The sequence below is a fragment of the Gilliamella sp. ESL0441 genome, assembly GCF_019469185.1.
Classification (GTDB): domain Bacteria; phylum Pseudomonadota; class Gammaproteobacteria; order Enterobacterales; family Orbaceae; genus Gilliamella.
This window is the reverse complement of the sequence record NZ_CP048264.1, coordinates 2,479,925-2,500,896: the sequence shown is the minus strand read 5'-3', so window position 1 is coordinate 2,500,896 and position 20,972 is coordinate 2,479,925. Positions and strand designations below refer to the sequence as shown.

Annotated in this window: 21 protein-coding genes; 10 read left to right on the top strand and 11 right to left on the bottom strand. The window is 35.6% G+C overall.

Annotated elements, in window-relative coordinates; genetic code table 11:
* Window positions 1–236 precede the first annotated feature (236 nt).
* The 4 genes from GYM75_RS11105 (at window position 237) to galU (ending at window position 3,334) form a co-directional block, all read left to right on the top strand.
* Complete coding sequence (locus GYM75_RS11105; RefSeq protein ID WP_220215995.1) at window positions 237–1,430, top strand: amino acid aminotransferase; 1,194 nt, start codon at window positions 237–239, stop codon at window positions 1,428–1,430.
* Between the two features lie 29 nt (window positions 1,431–1,459).
* Window positions 1,460–1,609, top strand: a complete 150-nt coding sequence (locus tag GYM75_RS11100; RefSeq protein ID WP_255556771.1) for an entericidin A/B family lipoprotein — start codon at window positions 1,460–1,462, stop codon at window positions 1,607–1,609.
* Between the two features lie 228 nt (window positions 1,610–1,837).
* Complete coding sequence (locus GYM75_RS11095; protein WP_220215994.1) at window positions 1,838–2,401, top strand: DUF2569 domain-containing protein; 564 nt, start codon at window positions 1,838–1,840, stop codon at window positions 2,399–2,401.
* A gap of 18 nt (window positions 2,402–2,419) precedes the next feature.
* A complete protein-coding gene (gene galU, locus GYM75_RS11090; RefSeq protein ID WP_220215993.1) occupies window positions 2,420–3,334 on the top strand; it encodes a UTP--glucose-1-phosphate uridylyltransferase GalU in 915 nt (304 codons plus the stop codon).
* A gap of 78 nt (window positions 3,335–3,412) precedes the next feature.
* Here galU and GYM75_RS11085 read toward each other — a convergent pair whose 3' ends face one another.
* The 5 genes from GYM75_RS11085 to orn all read right to left on the bottom strand — a co-directional run bounded on the left by GYM75_RS11085 (window position 3,413) and on the right by orn (window position 9,372).
* Window positions 3,413–4,834 (bottom strand): cation:dicarboxylate symporter family transporter, encoded by a 1,422-nt coding sequence (locus GYM75_RS11085; protein ID WP_220215992.1) that lies wholly within the window; start codon window positions 4,832–4,834, stop codon window positions 3,413–3,415.
* Window positions 4,835–5,017: 183 nt separating this feature from the next.
* Entirely contained in the window at window positions 5,018–6,349 is a 1,332-nt protein-coding gene (locus GYM75_RS11080) for a CoA-disulfide reductase (RefSeq protein WP_220215991.1), read from the bottom strand.
* Window positions 6,350–6,556: 207 nt separating this feature from the next.
* The gene (gene hemH / locus GYM75_RS11075; protein WP_220215990.1) at window positions 6,557–7,522 is read right to left on the bottom strand and encodes a ferrochelatase; all 966 of its coding nucleotides are present in this window, start codon (window positions 7,520–7,522) and stop codon (window positions 6,557–6,559) included.
* A gap of 9 nt (window positions 7,523–7,531) precedes the next feature.
* Window positions 7,532–8,803 carry a lipid IV(A) 3-deoxy-D-manno-octulosonic acid transferase gene (gene waaA, locus GYM75_RS11070; protein WP_220215989.1) on the bottom strand — a complete coding sequence of 424 codons (1,272 nt, stop codon included), beginning with the start codon at window positions 8,801–8,803 and terminating at the stop codon, window positions 7,532–7,534.
* Window positions 8,804–8,808: 5 nt separating this feature from the next.
* The gene (gene orn / locus GYM75_RS11065) at window positions 8,809–9,372 is read right to left on the bottom strand and encodes an oligoribonuclease (RefSeq protein ID WP_220217314.1); all 564 of its coding nucleotides are present in this window, start codon (window positions 9,370–9,372) and stop codon (window positions 8,809–8,811) included.
* A 79-nt stretch (window positions 9,373–9,451) separates the two neighbouring features.
* Here orn and rsgA point away from each other — a divergent pair, with 79 nt between their 5' ends.
* Window positions 9,452–10,480: a small ribosomal subunit biogenesis GTPase RsgA gene (gene rsgA / locus GYM75_RS11060; protein ID WP_220215988.1), complete on the top strand. Its 1,029-nt coding sequence runs from the start codon at window positions 9,452–9,454 to the stop codon at window positions 10,478–10,480.
* Window positions 10,481–10,588: 108 nt separating this feature from the next.
* Here the strand turns inward: rsgA and GYM75_RS11055 are convergent, their stop codons facing one another.
* Window positions 10,589–11,137 (bottom strand): HdeD family acid-resistance protein, encoded by a 549-nt coding sequence (locus GYM75_RS11055; RefSeq protein WP_220215987.1) that lies wholly within the window; start codon window positions 11,135–11,137, stop codon window positions 10,589–10,591.
* Window positions 11,138–11,324: 187 nt separating this feature from the next.
* Complete coding sequence (dauA, locus tag GYM75_RS11050) at window positions 11,325–12,998, bottom strand: C4-dicarboxylic acid transporter DauA (RefSeq protein WP_220215986.1); 1,674 nt, start codon at window positions 12,996–12,998, stop codon at window positions 11,325–11,327.
* A gap of 268 nt (window positions 12,999–13,266) precedes the next feature.
* On the opposite strand from dauA, the gene GYM75_RS11045 reads away from it, so the two are divergent.
* Complete coding sequence (locus GYM75_RS11045; protein ID WP_220215985.1) at window positions 13,267–14,646, top strand: histidine-type phosphatase; 1,380 nt, start codon at window positions 13,267–13,269, stop codon at window positions 14,644–14,646.
* A gap of 89 nt (window positions 14,647–14,735) precedes the next feature.
* Here GYM75_RS11045 and dtd read toward each other — a convergent pair whose 3' ends face one another.
* The 4 genes from dtd to rpsT are packed head-to-tail and all read right to left on the bottom strand — an operon-like array spanning window position 14,736 to window position 16,995.
* Window positions 14,736–15,170 (bottom strand): D-aminoacyl-tRNA deacylase, encoded by a 435-nt coding sequence (dtd, locus tag GYM75_RS11040; protein ID WP_220215984.1) that lies wholly within the window; start codon window positions 15,168–15,170, stop codon window positions 14,736–14,738.
* A 7-nt stretch (window positions 15,171–15,177) separates the two neighbouring features.
* Window positions 15,178–16,020, bottom strand: coding sequence for a virulence factor BrkB family protein (locus tag GYM75_RS11035; RefSeq protein WP_220215983.1), 843 nt, complete (start codon window positions 16,018–16,020; stop codon window positions 15,178–15,180).
* A gap of 8 nt (window positions 16,021–16,028) precedes the next feature.
* Entirely contained in the window at window positions 16,029–16,697 is a 669-nt protein-coding gene (locus tag GYM75_RS11030; protein ID WP_220215982.1) for an SPOR domain-containing protein, read from the bottom strand.
* A 34-nt stretch (window positions 16,698–16,731) separates the two neighbouring features.
* A complete protein-coding gene (gene rpsT, locus GYM75_RS11025) occupies window positions 16,732–16,995 on the bottom strand; it encodes a 30S ribosomal protein S20 (protein ID WP_025316521.1) in 264 nt (87 codons plus the stop codon).
* A gap of 229 nt (window positions 16,996–17,224) precedes the next feature.
* Between rpsT and pgk the strand changes: the two genes are divergently transcribed.
* The 4 genes from pgk to rplA all read left to right on the top strand — a co-directional run bounded on the left by pgk (window position 17,225) and on the right by rplA (window position 20,850).
* Window positions 17,225–18,388, top strand: coding sequence for a phosphoglycerate kinase (gene pgk, locus GYM75_RS11020; RefSeq protein ID WP_065559751.1), 1,164 nt, complete (start codon window positions 17,225–17,227; stop codon window positions 18,386–18,388).
* Window positions 18,389–18,462: 74 nt separating this feature from the next.
* A complete protein-coding gene (fbaA, locus tag GYM75_RS11015) occupies window positions 18,463–19,542 on the top strand; it encodes a class II fructose-bisphosphate aldolase (protein WP_065559750.1) in 1,080 nt (359 codons plus the stop codon).
* A gap of 174 nt (window positions 19,543–19,716) precedes the next feature.
* A complete protein-coding gene (gene rplK / locus GYM75_RS11010) occupies window positions 19,717–20,145 on the top strand; it encodes a 50S ribosomal protein L11 (RefSeq protein ID WP_065559749.1) in 429 nt (142 codons plus the stop codon).
* A gap of 3 nt (window positions 20,146–20,148) precedes the next feature.
* Window positions 20,149–20,850, top strand: a complete 702-nt coding sequence (gene rplA, locus GYM75_RS11005) for a 50S ribosomal protein L1 (RefSeq protein ID WP_065559748.1) — start codon at window positions 20,149–20,151, stop codon at window positions 20,848–20,850.
* Window positions 20,851–20,972 lie beyond the last annotated feature (122 nt).

Below are 20,972 nucleotides of genomic sequence, written 5' to 3'. Positions count from 1 at the left end.
CTATAAAGTGGTAGTTATACTTGTCTAGGGGGGCTAACATCTTTTATTATCCGCAATATCTAATAAATTATCGTTTAAGCCTTGCCATGTTTATCTTTTTTTACATTAATCATTCAAGTAAATGATTAATCATATCCAGAACGTGTAAACTTCTATTTAATGATTGATTGCCGATGGAGTTGATGCAATAATCTACAATTATTTATTATTAGTTGCCGTGTAATTAGGTTGCAAATATGTTTGAAAAAGTTGAGTCGTACGCAGGGGATCCTATTTTATCATTAGTTGCTGAGTTTAATCAGGATAACCGGATGAATAAAACAAATTTAAGTATCGGTTATTATTATGATGAAAACAGTATTGTACCTCAATTAGCATGTGTAAAAGCTGTACGTGATTTTATCTATCAGAATGATAAAACTGCATCACTTTATTTACCGATGAGTGGATTACCTGAGTATTGTCGAGCTATTCAATGTTTGCTATTTGGTGAAGCACACAGCGCGTTTAAAGATAAACGCATTGCAACCATTCAAACTTTAGGTGGTTCAGGTGCATTAAAAATAGGTGCTGATTTTTTGTTTCGCTATTTTCCGAAATCAGAAGTTTGGGTCAGTGATCCAACATGGGAAAATCATATAGACATTTTTCATGGTGCTGGATTTAAGGTAAATAAATATCCGTATTTTGATTCACAAACTTGTGGTGTTAAGTTTGATGCAATGCTTGAGACACTACATCAATTACCGGCTAAAACTATCGTTTTGCTACACCCTTGTTGTCATAATCCAACCGGTGCCGATTTAACACATGCACAGTGGGATCAGGTTATTGATATATTAAAAACACGCGATCTTATTCCCTTCATGGATATTGCTTATCAGGGATTTGGTAAGAGTATCGAAGATGATGCATATGCAATTAGACGAGTGGCAGAGTTAGGAATATGTGGTTTTGTGTGTAACTCTTTTTCAAAAACATTTTCGTTATATGGTGAAAGGGTGGGTGGTTTATCCGTTTTATGTGATAACAGTGAAGTGGCAAATCGTGTACTTGGTCAGCTTCAAGCAACCGTACGTCGAAATTATTCAAGTCCTGCGGCCTATGGTGCTCATATTGTTAGTCATGTTTTGAATAATGTTGAACTCAAAGCCCAATGGGTTGACGAAGTTACAGTAATGCGTGAACGTATTATCTCAATGCGAACTAAACTAGTAGAATTATTGAATAAGGCAGTACCTGAAAGTAATTTTGATTATTTAATCAAACAGCAAGGCATGTTTAGTTATACTGGGTTTTCTCAAGAACAAGTCGCACATTTAAAAAATAACTTTGCTGTTTATTTGGTGGGCAGTGGACGGATGTGTGTGGCGGGTTTAAATCACCATAATATCCATCGAGTAGCGGAAGCGTTTGCTACATTAAAATAACCATGTAATTAATAAGAGGAGTATTTAATATGTTCCGAAAAATGTTAATGTTAATGCTAGGGTTAGTTATGGCAACATTTGTTGTGGGTTGTAATACGGTCAGTGGTGTGGGTAAAGATGTTCAATCTGGTGGTAAAGCAATTACTCATACGGCTGATGAAGTAAGTGATAAATTATAAATGGAGCGTTGAGTCGAAATATAACTAATTTATTATCTACATTTACTTCAAAAATTAATCTATTTTTTGATAAAGGCATAGTTCGTCAAGTTGACGAGCTGTGCCTTTAATCAGGATAACATTTAACAATATTCAGTGATTCATATTACGTTGGATCTTAGATTTTTTCTCAGTTTGAAATGAATATTTTCGCAAAAACAATTTATTAATTTGGGATAGGCTAATACAATGACAAATACAAATACAAATACAAATACAAATACAAATACAAATACAAATACAAATACAAATACAAAAAAATTGGAAGGATTAGGTGGCTGGTTAATTGTAGTCGCTATAGGTTTGTTTGTAACTTTTTTTTTGGTTGGTCGTCAAATTTATGATTTATTAGATATGATGTTTTTTAGTGGTACTCTGGAGGAATTTATTAATATAAATTCAGATTATTATATTCCGTATATTGATAAATTGTTTTTATTTGAACTAATTGGGAATACGCTGTTAATTATTGTAAATATCTATCTAACTTACTTATTTTTCAAAAAAGATTATAAATTTGTTAACACATTTATTTTTTTAGAGATTTTCAATATTATTATTATAGTATTCGATCAAATTTTATACCAAAAACTATTAGCTCAATTTTTTGGATCTAGTGATCTAAAAGATCTATTTAGAGCATTAATTCATGCAGGTATTTGGATACCTTATATGTTAAAGTCTGAAAGAGTTAAAAATACCTTTATTAATGGTCGTCCAACGGATGCAAATTATGATAGTATTAGCCGTTAAATTTTTTAAGGAATGATTATGTCATTTAATTTTGAAAATTCCCTAAAGGGTAAAGTAAAAAAAGCGGTTATCCCTGTTGCTGGTCTAGGAACTCGCATGTTACCAGCAACGAAAGCAATTCCTAAAGAAATGTTGCCAGTTGTCGATAAACCGCTTATTCAATATGTCGTTAAAGAGTGTATTGCAGCAGGTATCACTGAAATTATTTTTGTCACACACTCATCAAAAAATTCAATTGAAAACCATTTTGATACCAGCTTTGAATTGGAAGCGATGTTAGAAGCACGAGTGAAGCGTCAATTGTTGCAAGAAGTACAAAGTATACTTCCTAAACATGTAACAATTACAAGTGTTCGTCAAGGTTTAGCCAAAGGGCTTGGTCACGCAGTTTTATGTGCCTATCCTTTAGTGGGTGATGAACCTTTTGCTGTGGTATTACCAGATGTGATTATTGATGAATATGAAAGTGATTTGACTTGTGACAATTTGGCAGCCATGATTCATAATTACCAAGAATCTAAACATAGTCAAATTATGGTTGAACCTGTGCCTAAAGAATTAGTTTCTTCATATGGTATTGTTGATTGCCGTGGAGAGGAGCTGTCAGCAGGAAATGTAGTACAAATGTATAGTGTGGTCGAAAAACCGTCGGTTGAGGATGCGCCCTCAAATCAATCCGTGGTAGGGCGTTATGTATTATCTGAGAAAATTTGGCCATTACTTGCTAAAACGCCATTAGGTGCTGGCGGTGAAATTCAATTGACCGATGCTATTGCAATGTTACTTGAAGAAGAGCCGGTTGATGCCTATTGTATTAAAGGACAAAGTCATGACTGTGGCAATAAACTTGGATATGTACAGACTTTTGTTCAATATGCTATGCGTCATAAAACATTAGGTAAAGATGTTTCTGATTGGTTGAAAACACTTTAATTGGTTTAAGTTGTTTTATTAACCTAAAAAGGACGCTTAATTGCGTCCTTTTTATCATTGAATATATATTGTTGTTACTTAAGCTTCGGTGTTGTCATTATCCAGAGTGAGATTCGGATCGTTAAAGACATTCATATTCATCAATCCTACTTCACGATCTGTGGCAACCGCTGCGGTCATTGCACCCGATACGTTAGCTAAAGTTCGAGCCATATCAATAATTGGATCGACAGCGAGTACCATACCAATTAATGGGAAGTATTCAACCATTCCCATGCCAGATAAAACCACCGTCGCAGCAACGGTTGCTGTTCCTGGAATACCTGCGATTCCTATTGATCCTATGACCACGACTATCACAAGCATAATATAAAATTGAATATTGGTATCTATCCCAACCATATGGGCGACCATTACCGCTAATAACGCAGGAAAAAATCCAGCACAACCATTCATACCCATGGTGCTGCCAAGTGAGCCAACTAAGTTTGCTGTACCGGTGTTGACGCCCATTCTGACGGTTAATGTTGAAATAGTCATCGGTAAGGTACCCACTGACGAGCGGCTAGTGAAAGCTAATAGCCATGTTCCTAATGCTTTTTTGATAAACATTACTGGTGAAATACCATGAATTAAGACAATTAATACATGTACAACAAGCATAACGAGAGTTGCAATATAAACCGCTGCAACAAAACTTGATACTTCAACAATTGCAGGAATACCATTAGATATAATTGTACGGGCGAGTAACGCAATGACGGCATACGGCATATATTTAATTACGGTCATTGCAATTGACATAACAATTTTATATAGCGCTTCAATAAATGTTTTAAACAAGGCAATTGGTTGAGGGTTTTTCTTTTCCATTCTATTGGCGGCAAGCCCCATTAATGCTGAAAAGATAACTAATCCTACAATATTTTCTTTTGCCATGGCACCGATAATATTGCTAGGAATCAGATTAACGAAGGTATCAATAATATTGGTATAATGTTTAGCTTGAGCTTGGTGTAATGATGTTGAGCTTATTTCACCGAGTTCAAAAACGTTAGCTAAAACAATGCCGACTATACAAGCGATTGCTGTTGTAAAAAGTAACCAAAAAATTCCACGGAATGCAATTTGAGGTAAATTCTTTTTTCCCGAAAAATCAATAATAACTTTAACTATTGAGACAAATACCAGTGGAATCACTAGCATACGTATAAAGGCAATAAAGGCACGCCCAAAAAGACCATACCATGTTGCAATCTCTTGCATCCAAACCGTCGAACTTTTAGGAAAACCTGCCGACCATTGGATTCCCAGACCAAGAACTGCCCCAAGTATCAAGCCAACTAACATGCGAATTGAAAAATTAACTTTTTTGTCTTGTAATGGTTTCATTATGACAAAAAAACAAATAAGTAATAGCCCAAGACCAATTAATGTTTGGTAATGAGTAATGGATAGGAATTTTTCAAAAAAAATCCCGTGAAAAATGGCATCTGACATAATCGATCCTCGCCCTTTTAGGGGGTATATAATTAAATAATTATCAATAATGCTTTAATTTTATCTATTAATCAATTTGTTAAGTGCTTTAAAAGTTTGTTTTAATACTGAAGCAATTGATTAACAAATTTAATTTTTTATTGACTATTTTTGAGTGATTAGTAAACACCCTTTTCATCATCTCTATTTGGCAATGGAACCTGCAATATTTAAAATATCCCAAGGCCGTGAAAAAGGTGGTGCATACAGAAAATCTAACATTGTAAGTTCGTCAATCTTCATTTGTGACCATATTGCTGTTGCTAATACATTTATTCTCAGTGCAGAACCACTGCCGCCGACTAATTGCCCCCCTAAAATCTTGCGTGTTTCAGCATGATAAATAAGTTTAGCCGTAACGGGTGATTGACCTTCGACATAATTACTGTGGTTTTTGTCGTTTACTAAAACCGTTTTATAGGGGATACCTAATTTGATGGCTTCATTTTCAGTTATTCCTGTTCGTCCTGCTTCAATATTAAAAACTCTGAGCGCTGATGTGCCTAACGTACCAGGAAATTGACAATTGCCACCTGCAATGTTTTCACCTACAATTTTCCCCAATTTGTTTGCGCCAGTTGCTAATGGAATATAGACTTTAGTTTGGCTGACTTTATGGAACAGCGTGGCACAATCTCCAGCGGCATAAATATCAGTGATATTTGTTCTACCTAAATCATCGGTAATAATGGCACCATTATTTAGGGTATTAATGCCAATGTTTTTGTAGATTTGACTATTTGGTCTAACGCCGGTAGCGATAATGACAAGATCGGCAGGATATTGTCCTTTATTTGTAATAACCTGCGTCACTTTATCTTGACCAACAAAACCTTGGACACTTTCTTGTAGATGTAAGTCACAATGTTGCTCAAGATTTTCCTGAATAATGTCAGTGAGTTGCTCATCAAATGCTTCGACTAAGACTCGATTATCTAATTGAATTAATTTTACTTTCTTTTTTAATGCAGCCAGTGATTCGGCTATTTCCAATCCAATATAACCAGCTCCAACAATAATAATATTTTTGCATTCCGGTTTTGACAGCGCTTCTTTGATTGCTAATCCATCATAAAGATTGCGTAACGTAAAAATATTTTCCAGCTGATCATTCGCCAGTGTTGGAATAATTGGACTTGCACCTACAGCAAATAGCAATTTGTCATAGCTATCTTCAATGTTTTCACCGTTACTTAAATCTTTAATAAGTAATTTTTTTTGTTTAACATCAACAGATATCACTTCATGTCGTGTTTTTATTTCAATACCATCTTTTTGAAATTGTTCAGGTGTTCGGGATATCATTTCATTAGCATCAGTAAAATGATTGCCAATATAATAAGGTAAGCCACACGCACCGAATGAAACAATATCCGATTTTTCATAGATACGAATTGTTGCATTAGGGTTTATTCTTTTGGCTTTAGCTGCAGCACTCGCCCCAGCTGCTTGAGCTCCAATAATGATTATTTTCATCTATTATTCTCCTTTGTGCGCCTATTTTGAACACTTATCTGCTCATTGATCAAGGTAAAGTAACAAAGCATATCGATAAGTATTCATAATTGTCCATTTTAATTGTAATAAATGTACAATGATGTGTTAAATTTAACATTTCACTTGCAAATATAGTTTTAATCTTATTTTAAATCAAATTAATCGAAAAAAAAGTCGGATCGGTTCTTAAGATTCCGTCTGATGTATGAGATCGATGATAGTATTAATATGTTGTTGTGAATCATTTAATGCAGGGATGTAATGAAAGTGTTTTCCTCCTGAATTAAGGAATATTTCTCGATTTTCTTGATCTATTTCATAACAAGTTTCAATACAATCCGCAGAAAATCCTGGGCACATCACATGAACACGAGTCACGCCATTTAAAGCTAAATTTCTAAGTATGTCACTCGTGTTTGGCTCAACCCATTTTCCTTTTCCAAATTTTGATTGATAGGCCATTTGTATTGGCAGCGTGACGCCGTTCGCTAAACACTTTTCAATTAATAATAAGGTGGTGAGTTCACATCGCTCGATATAATCATCATGGCGTTTAAGAATATAGCGTTCAGGCATACCATGATAAGAAAGGAGTAAAACATCAGGTTGTCCTTGCTCTAAAAAAGCCTGTTTTATCTGTAAATAGAGTGCATTAATGTAACTTGGGTGATCAGCATAGTCTCGAATATAGTGAATATTACTTCTTATAATATTGGTATCATTTAATTGTTTGATTTTATCCAGAACGGCAAGTGTTGTGGTTGTAGAATATTGCGGGAATAGGGGTAACAACGTAATTTTCTTACAGGATTTTAAGTTATTTAAGGCTGCTTGAAGACTCGGTTCACCATACGTCATGGCAAGCTCACATTTTATATTGGGTAAGTGTTGCTGCAATTTTTTGTGTAACAATTTACTGTAATGTAACAAGGGGGAACTACCCTCTATCCAGATTTTTTGGTAATGCTTGAGAATGTACGGAATGCGTTTAGGTAAAATAAAATATTTTAAAATTGGATACCAAATAAAGCTGGGCAGATCAACAACATGTCGATCAAGCAAAAACTCTGTTAAATATTGTTTTATAGCTTCAGGCGTTGTTGCGCTTGGTGTACCTAAGTTAACTAATAATAAACCGTTTTTTTTATTCACAGCTAAGCCTCATTTGATATAAAGATAGTGGTTTATGACTGTTAATAGTCTACTTAGTGCTCCTTGATTTTGTTTTAAAACGAGATAGGCATTTTCGCCAAGTTGGTTTCGGCTACTATTGTCATTTAATAAACAATCTATTGATGAATATAAATCATCTGCTGAGTTTGTGCAAACAATCATTCCTTGCGCTTCAATCAATTGTTCACAAATCACTTGGAAATTAAAAAAATATTCACCGGTAATAATAGCAATGCGGTGCAGTGCAGGCTCTAAAGGATTATGTCCACCCTGTTTTACTAAGCTGCCACCAACAAAAGCGATATCTGCCATCGCATAAAGCTCTAGTAGTTCGCCCATTGTATCGCCCAAAACTATTTGAGTTTGTTCTGTAGGTATTTGATTTGTACTACGCTTTAGATAATTAAAACCATTATCACTAATGAGTTTTTCAACCGTTTTAAAACGTTCAGGATGACGTGGTACCAGAATTAACAATAAATTAGCATGTTTAAGCAGTAATTTTTTAAATGCAGTTACAATAATTTCATCTTCGCCATTATGGGTACTTGCTGCAATTAACACAGGTCTATTTAATTGCCATTGTTGTTTTAACTGGTTTATTTTCTGTCGCTGCTCATTGGATAAGTTAATATCAAACTTGATGCTGCCGGTAATTGCTAAATGATCTGTAGGTAAACCAAGTGAAACAAATCGTTCACCATCATGCTGATTCTGAGCTGCCACCATACTAATTTTCGAAAATAGTTGTTTGACCGCTTTACCTAATTTGCCATAGCGAGCAGCTGATCGTTCAGATAATCTGGCATTTGCAATAATTAAAGGAATTTTTTGTTTATAACATTGGCTAATTAAATTAGGCCAAAGTTCAGTTTCCATAATAATGACAATTTTGGGCTTTGTGGTTTTCAAAAATCGTTTTATGGCACCAGGTAGATCATAGGGTAGATAAACATGACTGACACTGTCTTTTAATAACGTTTTTACTCGCTCAGAACCTGTCGGCGTCATGGTGGTAACAGTGATTGGTAACTGTGGATATTTTTGTTGCAATGCTTTAATTAGCGGAATCGCCGCTATTGTTTCACCTACGGATACGGCATGCACTAAAATACCATTTGGTTTGACTTTATTTTTGCAAAAACCATATCGTTCTAACCATCGCTGACGGTAGGCTGGCGCTTTACGACTGCGCCATAATAGTTTTAGCCAAACAAATGGCTGAATTAGATATAATAAAAGGGTATAGATAATTTGCATGCACGTTAATGATCTAGATTAAAAAAATGCTGACGATAATAGACAAGTTCTGAAATGGAATCACGAATATCGTCAAGTGCTTGATGGGTACCTTGTTTTGTAATGCCTTTCAGAATTTCGGGTTTCCAACGTTTTGCTAGTTCTTTAATAGTACTGACATCTAAATAACGATAATGAAAATATTTTTCTAACTTCGGCATATAGTTAAAAAGAAAACGACGATCTTGACCAATCGTATTGCCACATATTGGTGAACAGTTTTCAGGTACCCATTGTTGTAAAAATGCTAATGTTATCTCTTCAGCTTGCTGTTCTGAGAAAGAACTTTGTCGAACGCGTTCAATTAATCCTGATTTGCCATGGGTATTTTGATTCCATTCATCCATGAGTGCCAATTGTTCATCTGATTGATGAACAGCAATAACTGGACCTTCAGCAAGAATATTTAGGTCAGAATCAGTTACAATGGTTGCAATTTCAATGATACGATCAGTTTTTGGATCGAGACCCGTCATTTCGAGATCAATCCAAATAAGATTACTACTATTAATTTTAGTGTGTGTGATCATAATTTGCTGTAGAAATTTTCTTTTTGATGCTGAGTAGTGTAGCATATCTGACAAATTGTATAGTAAAAAATTCTTAATTGTGGCAAAAAATAAACTATCCCAAAATCAAAAAAGGCGTGTAGCTGCTAAACATCAGCAACGATTAGAGACAAGACACGATGACAACTTGTCGAATTTTTCGTTGCCGCGTGAAGGTGTCGTCGTGAGTCGTTATGGTAAATCCGCTGACGTCGAAGATGATATTGGACTAATTTATCGTTGCAGTATTCGCCGTACCTTACCGTCGTTGGTTACCGGTGATAAAGTAATATGGCGAGAGAGTTTGGAACCCAATACTAATGGTATTATTGAGGCGGTACACCCTCGACATTCAGAATTGGTACGTCCGGATTTTTATGATGGTGTAAAACCTGTCGCAGCTAATGTTGATCAGATTGTTATCATATCAGCAGTTTTACCAGAATTATCCTTGAATATTATTGATCGTTATTTAGTGGCTTGTGAGGCAACCAATATTCATCCCATTATTGTGTTAAATAAAATTGATTTACTTAACCCTGATCAGCGTGTTGAGATTGAAAAGCAGCTATCAATTTATCGGGATATTGGTTATCAGCTATTGTTTGTTTCTTGCCAAAATCAACAAGGGCTGGCCCCTTTGCAAGATGCATTACAAGGAAAAGTGTCTATTTTGGTTGGTCAGTCTGGTGTAGGTAAATCAAGCATTATTAATCTGTTATTGCCTGAACAGGCACAATCAGCTTTAACGGGCGATATCTCTGAATTATCGGGTCTTGGTCAACATACCACAACATCTACACGGCTTTATCATTTACCCAATGGTGGCGATATTATTGATTCGCCGGGGATTCGTGAATTTGGATTATGGCATCTTGAACCTGAACAGGTTATTCATGGCTTTATAGAGTTCGGTGATTATTTAGGCGGGTGCCAATTCCGTGACTGCAATCACTTAAATACGCCAGGGTGCTTGTTACAAAAAGCGGTACAAGAAGGAAAAATAGCACCATCGAGACTTGATAATTATCATCGTATTTTACAATCCATGAAGGATGTGAAAGCTAAAACAAATAAAAGCTATAAATAGCCTGCTTTTCAATACGTTCAGAAAATGATAGTGAGCTTGAATGAGTTAGAAAACATTGCTCATAATCTCAAAACACATGATTATGAGCAATCAGATTAGCTATTTTAACTATTGGCGTTTTTTTAGTGCAAAACCGATAGCGACATACGCCCAACCTTGGAAAATAAGGTCAATTCCTAAAAACATGCCCAATACCCATAGGCTATCGTATGGCCAGCCGGCAATAATCATTAAACCTAAAATTAGCGTAATAATCCCCGATGCTAAAATCCATCCCCAACGTGGTATTTCTCGGTTATTTAATGATGCAAATATTTGCGTAAACCCACTGATAACCAGTAAGAGTGAAATTAGTAATGTAAATGCAGAAGAAACGGCAATAGGTTGGAAATACGCCATTAATCCAATAAAGATATACAAAATCCCCATCACTGCCCATAAGGCTGTTTGACCAAAACCTTTAATATTAAAGGCATGTATTATTTGCGCAATACCTGCAATTAAAAGTAATGAACCGATAAAGTAAACAGAAAAGACAGTTGCAATAAACTGGTAGCCTAATGCTAAGCATCCCAAAATAATTAAAATCACACCGATAAAAATAAACCAGCCTGTTTTTTGTTTAAGATCTTGAGTATTATTTTCAGTAGATATCATATTAAATTCCTATTTTATATGGTTAACTTTCGGTTGTAATCAACATAGCCTTTCAATTCAAACTTGCCAGACGTTTTTAGCGAGCGAAAAGAAGGCATGACGGAGGTAATGCTAAATGTGCAAAGAAAATGCGTACCATTTCCTTTGCGTATAATAATTAATCAATATAATAAAACTAATTGTCCTTTTAATTTTTATCTTTCAGTGCTTCGTCTAATGTTGAATAAAACATTAATTTATTCGAAATCGGTATAAACTTGGCTCTGGCTAATGTTTTCAATGGTTGGAATTGTAATTCACAAATAGATAAATCTACTTGTTCTGGCAATTCATCAACAAAATGGCGTAATGCATTAAGCCCACCCGCATCAAGAATAGGCACCGCATCCCACTGTAATACGATGTGCTCATAGCCATTTATTTTCTGATAGATTTCAGAAAAGGTACGTTCAGCGGCGGCAAAAAATAGTGGTCCATTAATGCGAAGTACTAATGTTTTTTCACTGCTTCGATTGAGTTCAACCAATCGTGTCATGTGTGCAATACGACGCATAAATAGGATTGAAGCTAAGACTATGCCAAGTGTTATAGCAATAACCATATCAAATAATACGGTTAAAGACATGCAAATAAGCATGATTAAAATATCATCTTTAGGTGCGCATTTAATTATATATATCACTCGTTGCACAGCGCTCATATTCCATGCCACAATCAATAACAAGGCTGCCATTGCTGATAAAGGGATATAGGATAATAATGGTGCAAAACAAATGAGTGCAAGCAATACTACAATCGAATGCAGCACGGCAGCAATAGGTGATGTTGCGCCTGCTTTGACATTAGCAGCGGAACGGGCTATAGCGGCTGTTGCTGAAATCCCTCCAAAAAACGGCGCAATGATATTGCCTAATCCTTGTCCGATAAGTTCACTATTTGAGTGATGTTTTGTATGGGTCATTTCATCTAATACGACGGCACATAATAATGATTCAATCGCGCATAGCATTGCCATTGTAAGCGAAATTGGAAGCAGAGCGGATAACATTGACCAATCCCATTTAAAATCAGCGTGCTGCCAAGGTAAGATAAATTCGGGTAAAACGGACGGGATACCATGACCGATGCTATTATCAGGTAAAATATAGGTAAATCGAGAACCGATAGTTTCAATTTCATAGCCAAATTGATTCAAAATAAACATGACCAAAATACCCGTTATTAATGCAGGTAAATGCCCGGATATTTTTATTCGAAGTTTCGGCCACACAATCAGTACTATCAGTGTTACAATCCCTACTAAAGTATCGGCAAAATTAATAGTTGGAAAGGTTTTAACTAAAGCGGTTACTTTGCTAATATAGCTTTCCGGCATGTGTTCAAGTGTTAAACCAAAAAAATCTTTGATTTGCATGGTGGCGATAGTTATCGCAATGCCAGAGGTAAAGCCTAAAACAACAGGTAAAGGAATATATTCAATTAATCGACCAAGTCGAATTACTCCCATGATTATTAGAAAGACACCGGATAATAAGGTCGCAACAAGTAATCCAGATAAACCAAATTGTAATGAAACGGGATATAAAATCACGACAAATGCCGCTGTTGGACCCGATACGCTGAAGCGTGAACCTCCGGTTAATGCAATGACAAAACCTGCAATTATTGCGGTGTAAAGCCCATGTTGTGGTGGAACACCACTCGCTATTGCTAAAGCCATGGCTAATGGTATAGCAATAATACCAACCGTAATACCAGCAATTAAATCCTTAAAAAAACGGGTAGATGTGTAACGATCTTTTATGCACGCTGCGATAAAAGCGCAACAAATTTTGGTGCCAGTTATGCCATATAATTTCATTATTTTTATTCGACTAATAGAAGTTTTTTGAAATGCTTACTAAGATAATCTTTTTTACAAAAATTAAAAGAGTGTTATTAAAATAATTTATATTGTCATTTAATTGCGTTAGGCTTTTTCAATTGAGGTATAAATAAGTTTATTAGGAATGATTTTGTAAATTGTTTCTAAGATGCTTTTTCTATTGATTTGATACCAGTATCGTTTAAAAATAATGTCGTAGACCCATTCGCTTTTCTTGATATGGTATGATTAGCAGGAGCAATGTATGGTAGTAATTAATCAAAACGTGTTTATTCATTCTTTTAGGGGAATAGGTGCAATTATGTTACTTGCTTTCTCTTCATTTTGTTTTGCATTACCACAACTAGCAGGCTCAAAAACCGCCTATCATTATGACACTAAGCAAACCATTACCCCTGCTCCAAAAGGCTATCAAGCATTTTATATTAATCATATTGGTCGTCATGGTTCTCGCTATATTAGTAAATCAAAATATGAAGAGATTGCCTATCAAACATTATTATTAGCCGACAAAGATAATCAACTCACTGATGAAGGAAAATCATTACTCAAGCAAGTTTTGTATATTAAACAGTTGAATAATAATCACTATGGAGAGTTAACCGATTTAGGGCGTCAAGATATTGGTCTCATCAGTCAGCGAATGTTAAAAAATAATCCAACGGTCTTTAAAGGACATAACATTGCGGTGATTTCATCTACGTCGCCTAGGGCTAAAGAGACGGCTGAAATTTTTGTCCAACCCTTTAAAGCAAAATATCCTCATATTCAAGTCACGACCCAGCTCGAAAATGAACAAACGTTGTTACGCTTTTTTATTTATTCGCCTGCTTATGATAAATATAAACAGAGTAAAGTGGTTAAAAATGCTTTAAAAGAAATTAAATTTTCACCTAAAACTATCGCACTGAGTCAAACAGTTGCTATGAAATTTTTTACCCTTGATTTTATTGAAAAATTAAATGTTGGAATGGATATTGGTGAATATAATTCGATTAAAACCGAAGATTTTAGTCTGGCCGTTTATCAACTCTATCAAGAGTTACAGGCATTACCCACAGAGGTATTAGTTAATCATCAACTTAATTTTGATGATTATTTTTCAGAGGAAGCAAATGCGTGGTTTAATACGGTTGTCACTGCCAAAAATTATTTACAAATTGGTCCGGCATTTGATGCCAATGGTATTCAAATTAAAATTGCTGCACCTTTATTAAAGGATATGCTAGTGACTGCCGATATTGCAATTACCAGTAATAATGTTGATGCTAATTTGCGTTTTGCTCATGCAGAGACGCTTTCTCCGTTTGCAACGCTAATGGAAATAGAGGGTACAACAAAAGTTGCCAAGACGCTATTTGATTATCCGACTGTCTGGCATGCAGAAAAAATTATTCCTATGGGCGCCAATATACAATGGATTTTTTATAAAAGTGAACAACCACATCATCCGATACTAGTTAAAATCTTATTAAATGAACAAGAAGTCCATCTACCAATTAGCACCCAACAATATCCTTATTATCGTTGGCAGGATGTTAAACAGTTTTATACCAATAAATTAAATCAATTAGGTTTAAATGAAAATCAACCCGATATCGATATGCTTAAAAAATTAAAATGATTTTAGATTGAGCATATTGTAAATGACTGTATTGCTGAATTAGGTGAAGTAGAAACTATTCCTGCATAAGACTATGATCCGTTAAATGACTAAACCTGAAGCCAGAAGGTTACCGGTCCATCATTAATTAATGATACTTGCATATCTGCTGCAAACTGACCGGTTTGCGTCTTAATATTTTTTTTGCATTGCTCAACAAAGAATTGATACAGTCTATTGGCATCTTCTGGTTTAGCTCCTTTGGTAAAGCTTGGACGCATTCCTTTTTGGGTATCTGCAACTAAAGTAAATTGGGATACAACAAGAACTTCCCCTTGAGCTTGATTGACATTAAGGTTCATCTTACCGTCGCTGTCACTGAAAATACGGTAGCCAAGAACTTTTTCACATAATCGAATTGCTTTTTGTTCATCATCATCTTGCTCGACACCGAGTAATATCAACAAACCATGATTAATTTTTCCAATAATCTGATCTTCAACAGTGACAGAAGCTTGTTTAACACGTTGGATTAAGGCGATCATAAAAATATTACTCCGGTTGAGTTTGGTTATCCGATATTCGTTTTTTAGTGCGGTTAAATTCGGTTAAGGTTGCTGCAAATTCAGCGCCAAATAAGACAATACACCAAGAACAGTAAATCCAAACAAGCATGATCGGAATGGAAGATACTACGCCATAGATTAACTGATAAGTTGGAAATGAACTTACATAAAACGCAAAGGCACGTTTACCTATTTCAAACAATATTGCTGCAACAATGGCACCAATGAATGATTCTTTAAAAGGAACGGATTCAGTAGGTATAATACTGTAGAGTAGCCAAAATCCAACGACAGAAATAATAAACGGTAAACTACTCAGCATAATATTTCCTGTTGTGCCAGTTGATAACCAGTTTAACGAAAATATATATGAACTGACCGCTACACTTGAGCCCGCTAAAATAGGTCCCAAAGTCAATATTGTCCAGTACATGGTTAGATTATACATAAATGAGCGTTTACGTTTCGTTCTCCAAATATGATTAAGCGCACTATTAATTGAGTTAATAAGCAATAATGAGGTAACGATTAATCCCACTATGCCTACTACCGTCATCTTCTTCGTATTGGCAATGAATTGTTCTAAGTAATTTTGGATGGTATCACTTGCGGTAGGAACAAGATTACTGTAAATGAGCTGTTTTAGCGATAGGCTAATTTCATCAAACATTGGAAAAGCGGATAATAATGAAAAAATAACAGTAATAAGCGGAACGAGTGCCAGTATTGTGGTATAGGCAAGGCTGGCAGAGGATGTGGTCAACTGATCTTGATTGATTTTAGCCCACAACATTTTTAAGAACAACGTTATCTGCTGAAATGTTTTCATGGTTTTTTCTATTTGTTAGAAAGAATACAATTATTGATCCCACTATTTTTTAGTGAGCTCAACGCTTTATCAGCTTCGCTTTTGCTAGTATAGGGTCCAGCTGTAACACGATATAACTGACCAGAAGAAATATTACCATTTATACCTACCATAGCAAGTTGAGCTTTTAGAGTGTCTGCATTGGCTTTTTCCTTAAAAGCACCACATTGTAATGTCCATTTTGTTGTTGTCGATGATGTTTGATTGGCATTCGATCGTGTATTGGTGTTATTCGCAAAACTGTCTAAAATTTGTTGTCGTTCACTTGCAACTGAATTCGATGTTGCGTTTGAACTGGCATTGGGCGTTTCTAACGCTTTAAGGTATGTCCAACGTTCCTGAGGCTGCTCTGGCAAGGTAACGGCAGGTGGAGGCGTTTTGACTTTTGGTTGTTCAGCGGGTTTGTTAGGTTTATTATTGGTAATAAAATAAAGAATGGCAGAAAATAAGACAATAAGGGCAATTGCCATAAATATCATAAATTTTGGCATAAAGCTTGATTTGTTTTTTTTCGGTCGACTTTTTCTTCTTACATAATCACGCTGAACCACAATATACTCTCTTGTTCTTTTTTTATTGATATGGAATAACTGATTAGTATACAAATAAAAAAAGTGGCTTACACCACTTTTTAGCATTTTTTTAACTATATATAGTTAACAGATGAGGGCATTAAGCCAATGCTTTAATCTGTTTAATTAAATTTGCTTTATGACGTGCAGCTTTATTTTTGTGGATTAAGCCACGAGCCGCTTGACGGTCAACAACTGCTTGCATGTCTTTGAATGCTACTTCAGCTGTTTGTTTATCACCAGCTGCAACAGCTGCGTAAACTTTTTTGATATAAGTACGCATCATTGAACGGTTACTAGCATTATGTTTACGGCGTTTTTCGGATTGAACCGCACGTTTTTTAGCTGATTTGATATTAGCCAAAGTCAACTCCCAAGTTTAAATAAAATTACATATTAATAAGGCGGCAAAATATGCCTGATTTTCTGCCAGTTGTCAATGCCGTTACATAAAAAATTTGCAATTTATAAATTACACATTGATGACAAACGTTTACTATTTGAACAATAATCGCTATAACCTAAAAAGAATTTTTATGTTAGAATACATGAAGTTTATTTTTATTTATATTTTTTTATTAAGAGGAAGTCTCATGTCTGTTATTAGAATGCAAGATCTTGATCTAAAAGGGAAACGTTTATTTATTCGTTCAGATCTTAATGTACCAGTCAAAAATGGTAAAGTCACTTCTGATGCACGTATCAAGGCATCATTACCGACAATTGAAGAAGCAATCAAAAAAGGCGCTAAAGTGATGGTGACTTCTCACATTGGTCGTCCAACAGAGGGAGAATATAACCCTGAATTCTCATTGCAACCAGTCGTTGATTACTTAAAAGAACATGTTTCATTTCCTGTCCGTCTTGTTAAAGATTACCTTGATGGCGTAGATGTTAAAGAAGGCGAATTAGTGGTTCTTGAAAATGTACGTTTCAATGTAGGTGAAGGTAAAGATGATGAAACGTTATCTAAAAAGTATGCCGCACTTTGTGATATCTATGTAATGGATGCATTTGGAACAGCTCACCGTGCTCAAGCTTCAACGCATGGTGTGGGTAAATTTGCACCTATCGCATGTGCTGGTCCTTTATTAGCTGCGGAACTTGATGCATTAGGAAAAGCACTTGATAACCCAGCTCGTCCAATGGTTGCGATTGTTGCGGGTTCTAAAGTATCAACTAAACTTACTGTACTTGATTCGCTTTCAAAAATCGCTGATCAAATTATTGTCGGTGGCGGTATTGCTAATACTTTCATTGCGGCTGAAGGTTATAATGTAGGTAAATCACTATATGAAGCGGATTTAATCCCGGAAGCGAAAAAATTGATGGCTAACTGCCATATTCCTGTTCCAACTGATGTACGTGTTGCGACTGAATTCAGTGAAACAGCAACGGCTACAGAAAAATCAGTTTCTGATGTTAAAGAAAATGAACAAATTCTTGATTTAGGTGATAAATCAGCTGAAGCATTAGCTGATATTATTAAAAAAGCGAAAACCATATTATGGAATGGTCCAGTTGGTGTATTTGAATTCCCTAATTTCCGTCGTGGGACTGAAATTGTTGCTAAAGCAATTGCTGATAGTGAAGGTTTTTCAATTGCCGGTGGTGGTGATACGTTAGCTGCAATTGACTTATTTGGAATTGAAGATAAAATTTCTTACATCTCAACTGGTGGAGGTGCCTTCCTTGAGTTTGTTGAAGGTAAAAAACTTCCTGCTGTTGCAATGTTAGAAGCGAGAGCAAAAGCATAATATAGATTCAGTAAAAAGGATGAGATGATTACTCATCCTTTATTTTTTATAATAATTAAATCATAGGTAATAAAATGGCTACAAAGATTTCTGATGTCGTTAAACCCGGTGTTGTAACTGGTGATGATGTTCAAAAAGTATTTCAAATCGCTCGTGAAAATAACTTTGCTTTACCAGCAGTTAACTGTGTTGATACCAACACAATCAATGCGGTAATTGAAACAGCGGCAAAAGTAGGTTCTCCTGTTATTGTTCAATTCTCAAATGGTGGTGCACAGTTCATCGCTGGTAAAGGTCTTAAATTAGAAGGACAAGAATGTGCAGTACTAGGTGCTATCTCTGGTGCAAAACATGTTCATTTAATGGCTGAAAAATATGGTGTACCAGTGATTGTTCACACTGACCACTGTGCAAGAAAATTACTTCCATGGGTTGATGGCTTACTTGATGCTGGTGAAACTCACTTTGCTAAAACTGGTAAACCACTATTTTCTTCACATATGATCGACCTGTCAGAAGAAACATTAAAAGATAACATTGATATTTGTTGTCAGTATCTTGCTCGTATGTCTGCAATGAAAATGACATTAGAGTTAGAATTAGGTTGTACTGGTGGTGAAGAAGATGGTGTGGATAACAGCCATATGGATAGTTCAGCACTTTATACTCAACCTGAAGATGTAGCTTATGCTTATGAGCGTTTAAGCGAAATTAGCCCTCGTTTCACTATCGCTGCATCTTTTGGTAACGTGCATGGTGTTTACAAACCAGGTAATGTTAAATTAACACCAAAAATTTTAGATAACTCACAAAAATACGTATCAGAAAAATTCAACTTACCTGAAAAATCACTGAATTTCGTATTCCATGGTGGTTCAGGCTCAACACCTGAAGAAATTGCAGAAGCAGTTAGTTATGGTGTTATCAAAATGAATATCGATACCGATACTCAATGGGCTAACTGGGCGGGTATTTTAGATTACTACAAAGCAAATGAAGCTTATTTACAAGGTCAATTAGGTAATCCTGAAGGACCTGATGCGCCAAACAAAAAATACTATGATCCACGTGTTTGGTTACGTAAAGGTCAAGATTCTTTAGTTGCTCGTTTAGAACTTGCATTTAAAGAACTTAACGCTGTTAACGTACTTTAATTACGTTTTCATTTTTAATACAAAGTGGGGAGTCTCCTACTTTGTATTAATTGTTCATAAAATAAATCTTGCATTTGTATATCAATTGTAGGATAATTCTGCCCTCATTTAACTTAGGGGAGCTGTCTATTTATATAATAGAAGCGTTTGCACCCGAGAGAAGGAAACCAAAAAATGGCAAAAAAAGTACAGGCTTACATCAAGTTGCAAGTTGCAGCTGGTGCAGCAAATCCTAGTCCACCAGTTGGTCCAGCACTTGGTCAACATGGTGTTAATATCATGGAATTCTGTAAAGCATTTAATGCGAAAACAGAAAGCATGGAAAAAGGTCTACCTATTCCAGTTGTTATTTCAGTCTATTCAGACCGTTCATTCACCTTTGTTACTAAGACTCCTCCTGCGGCAGTACTATTGAAGAAAGCTGCTAAAATCAAGTCTGGTTCAGGTGAGCCTAACAAGAAAAAAGTAGGTAAAGTAACGAGTGCTCAAATTCGCGAAATCGCTGAATTAAAAGCTGCAGATATGAATGGTGCTACCATTGAATCAATGATGCGTTCTATTGAAGGAACTGCTCGTTCAATGGGCTTGGAAGTGGAGGGTTAATCGATGGCTAAATTATCTAAGAAAGCTAAACTTATCCGCGAAAAAGTGAATGCAACTAAACAATATGAAATCAACGAAGCAATTGCTTTATTAAAAGAGCTTGCGACTGCTAAATTTACTGAAAGCGTTGATGTTGCTGTAAATTTAGGTATTGATTCACGTAAATCAGACCAAAATGTTCGTGGTGCAATTGTATTGCCTCATGGTACTGGTCGTAGCGTTCGTGTAGCTGTGTTTACACAAGGTGCAAATGCAGAAGCAGCTAAAGAAGCGGGTGCTGAATTAGTTGGTATGGACGATCTTGCGGATCAAATCAAAAAAGGCGAAATGAATTTTGATGTCGTTATCGCATCGCCAGACGCTATGCGTGTAGTTGGTCAATTAGGTCAAATTTTAGGACCACGTGGTTTAATGCCAAACCCTAAAGTTGGTACTGTAACGCCTAACGTTGCTGAAGCAGTAAAAAATGCGAAAGCAGGTCAAATCCGTTACCGTAACGATAAAAATGGTATTATCCATACTACTATCGGTAAAGCTGATTTTGATGCAGCTAAACTTAAAGAAAATTTAGAAGCATTACTTGTTGCGTTAAAACGTGCAAAACCAGCATCTTCTAAAGGTGTCTTTGTGAAGAAAGTAAGTCTTTCTACTACTATGGGCGCTGGTGTTGCTATCGATCAAACAACATTGAATGCATCTGTTTAATTAATCATTATTAATTAAACAAAAAAATCGGTTGGTGTCTGGCCTTAACCAGACCCCGTCCAAGACCGTAGGTGTAATTGACTTTTAATTACTTAATTTTCCTACGTAGACGGTGACAGAAC

Excerpts from the sequence above, each read along its gene's own strand:
- GYM75_RS11105 (WP_220215995.1), top strand. The coding sequence starts at position 237 with ATGTTTGAAAAAGTTGAGTCGTACGCAGGGGATCCTATTTTATCATTA.
- GYM75_RS11100 (WP_255556771.1), top strand. The coding sequence starts at position 1,460 with ATGTTCCGAAAAATGTTAATGTTAATGCTAGGGTTAGTTATGGCAACA.
- GYM75_RS11095 (WP_220215994.1), top strand. The coding sequence starts at position 1,838 with ATGACAAATACAAATACAAATACAAATACAAATACAAATACAAATACA.
- galU (WP_220215993.1), top strand. The coding sequence starts at position 2,420 with ATGTCATTTAATTTTGAAAATTCCCTAAAGGGTAAAGTAAAAAAAGCG.
- GYM75_RS11085 (WP_220215992.1), bottom strand. The coding sequence starts at position 4,834 with ATGTCAGATGCCATTTTTCACGGGATTTTTTTTGAAAAATTCCTATCC.
- GYM75_RS11080 (WP_220215991.1), bottom strand. The coding sequence starts at position 6,349 with ATGAAAATAATCATTATTGGAGCTCAAGCAGCTGGGGCGAGTGCTGCA.
- waaA (WP_220215989.1), bottom strand. The coding sequence starts at position 8,803 with ATGCAAATTATCTATACCCTTTTATTATATCTAATTCAGCCATTTGTT.
- orn (WP_220217314.1), bottom strand. The coding sequence starts at position 9,372 with ATGATCACACACACTAAAATTAATAGTAGTAATCTTATTTGGATTGAT.
- GYM75_RS11055 (WP_220215987.1), bottom strand. The coding sequence starts at position 11,137 with ATGATATCTACTGAAAATAATACTCAAGATCTTAAACAAAAAACAGGC.
- dauA (WP_220215986.1), bottom strand. The coding sequence starts at position 12,998 with ATGAAATTATATGGCATAACTGGCACCAAAATTTGTTGCGCTTTTATC.
- GYM75_RS11045 (WP_220215985.1), top strand. The coding sequence starts at position 13,267 with ATGGTAGTAATTAATCAAAACGTGTTTATTCATTCTTTTAGGGGAATA.
- dtd (WP_220215984.1), bottom strand. The coding sequence starts at position 15,170 with ATGATCGCCTTAATCCAACGTGTTAAACAAGCTTCTGTCACTGTTGAA.
- GYM75_RS11035 (WP_220215983.1), bottom strand. The coding sequence starts at position 16,020 with ATGAAAACATTTCAGCAGATAACGTTGTTCTTAAAAATGTTGTGGGCT.
- GYM75_RS11030 (WP_220215982.1), bottom strand. The coding sequence starts at position 16,697 with ATGCTAAAAAGTGGTGTAAGCCACTTTTTTTATTTGTATACTAATCAG.
- pgk (WP_065559751.1), top strand. The coding sequence starts at position 17,225 with ATGTCTGTTATTAGAATGCAAGATCTTGATCTAAAAGGGAAACGTTTA.
- fbaA (WP_065559750.1), top strand. The coding sequence starts at position 18,463 with ATGGCTACAAAGATTTCTGATGTCGTTAAACCCGGTGTTGTAACTGGT.
- rplK (WP_065559749.1), top strand. The coding sequence starts at position 19,717 with ATGGCAAAAAAAGTACAGGCTTACATCAAGTTGCAAGTTGCAGCTGGT.
- rplA (WP_065559748.1), top strand. The coding sequence starts at position 20,149 with ATGGCTAAATTATCTAAGAAAGCTAAACTTATCCGCGAAAAAGTGAAT.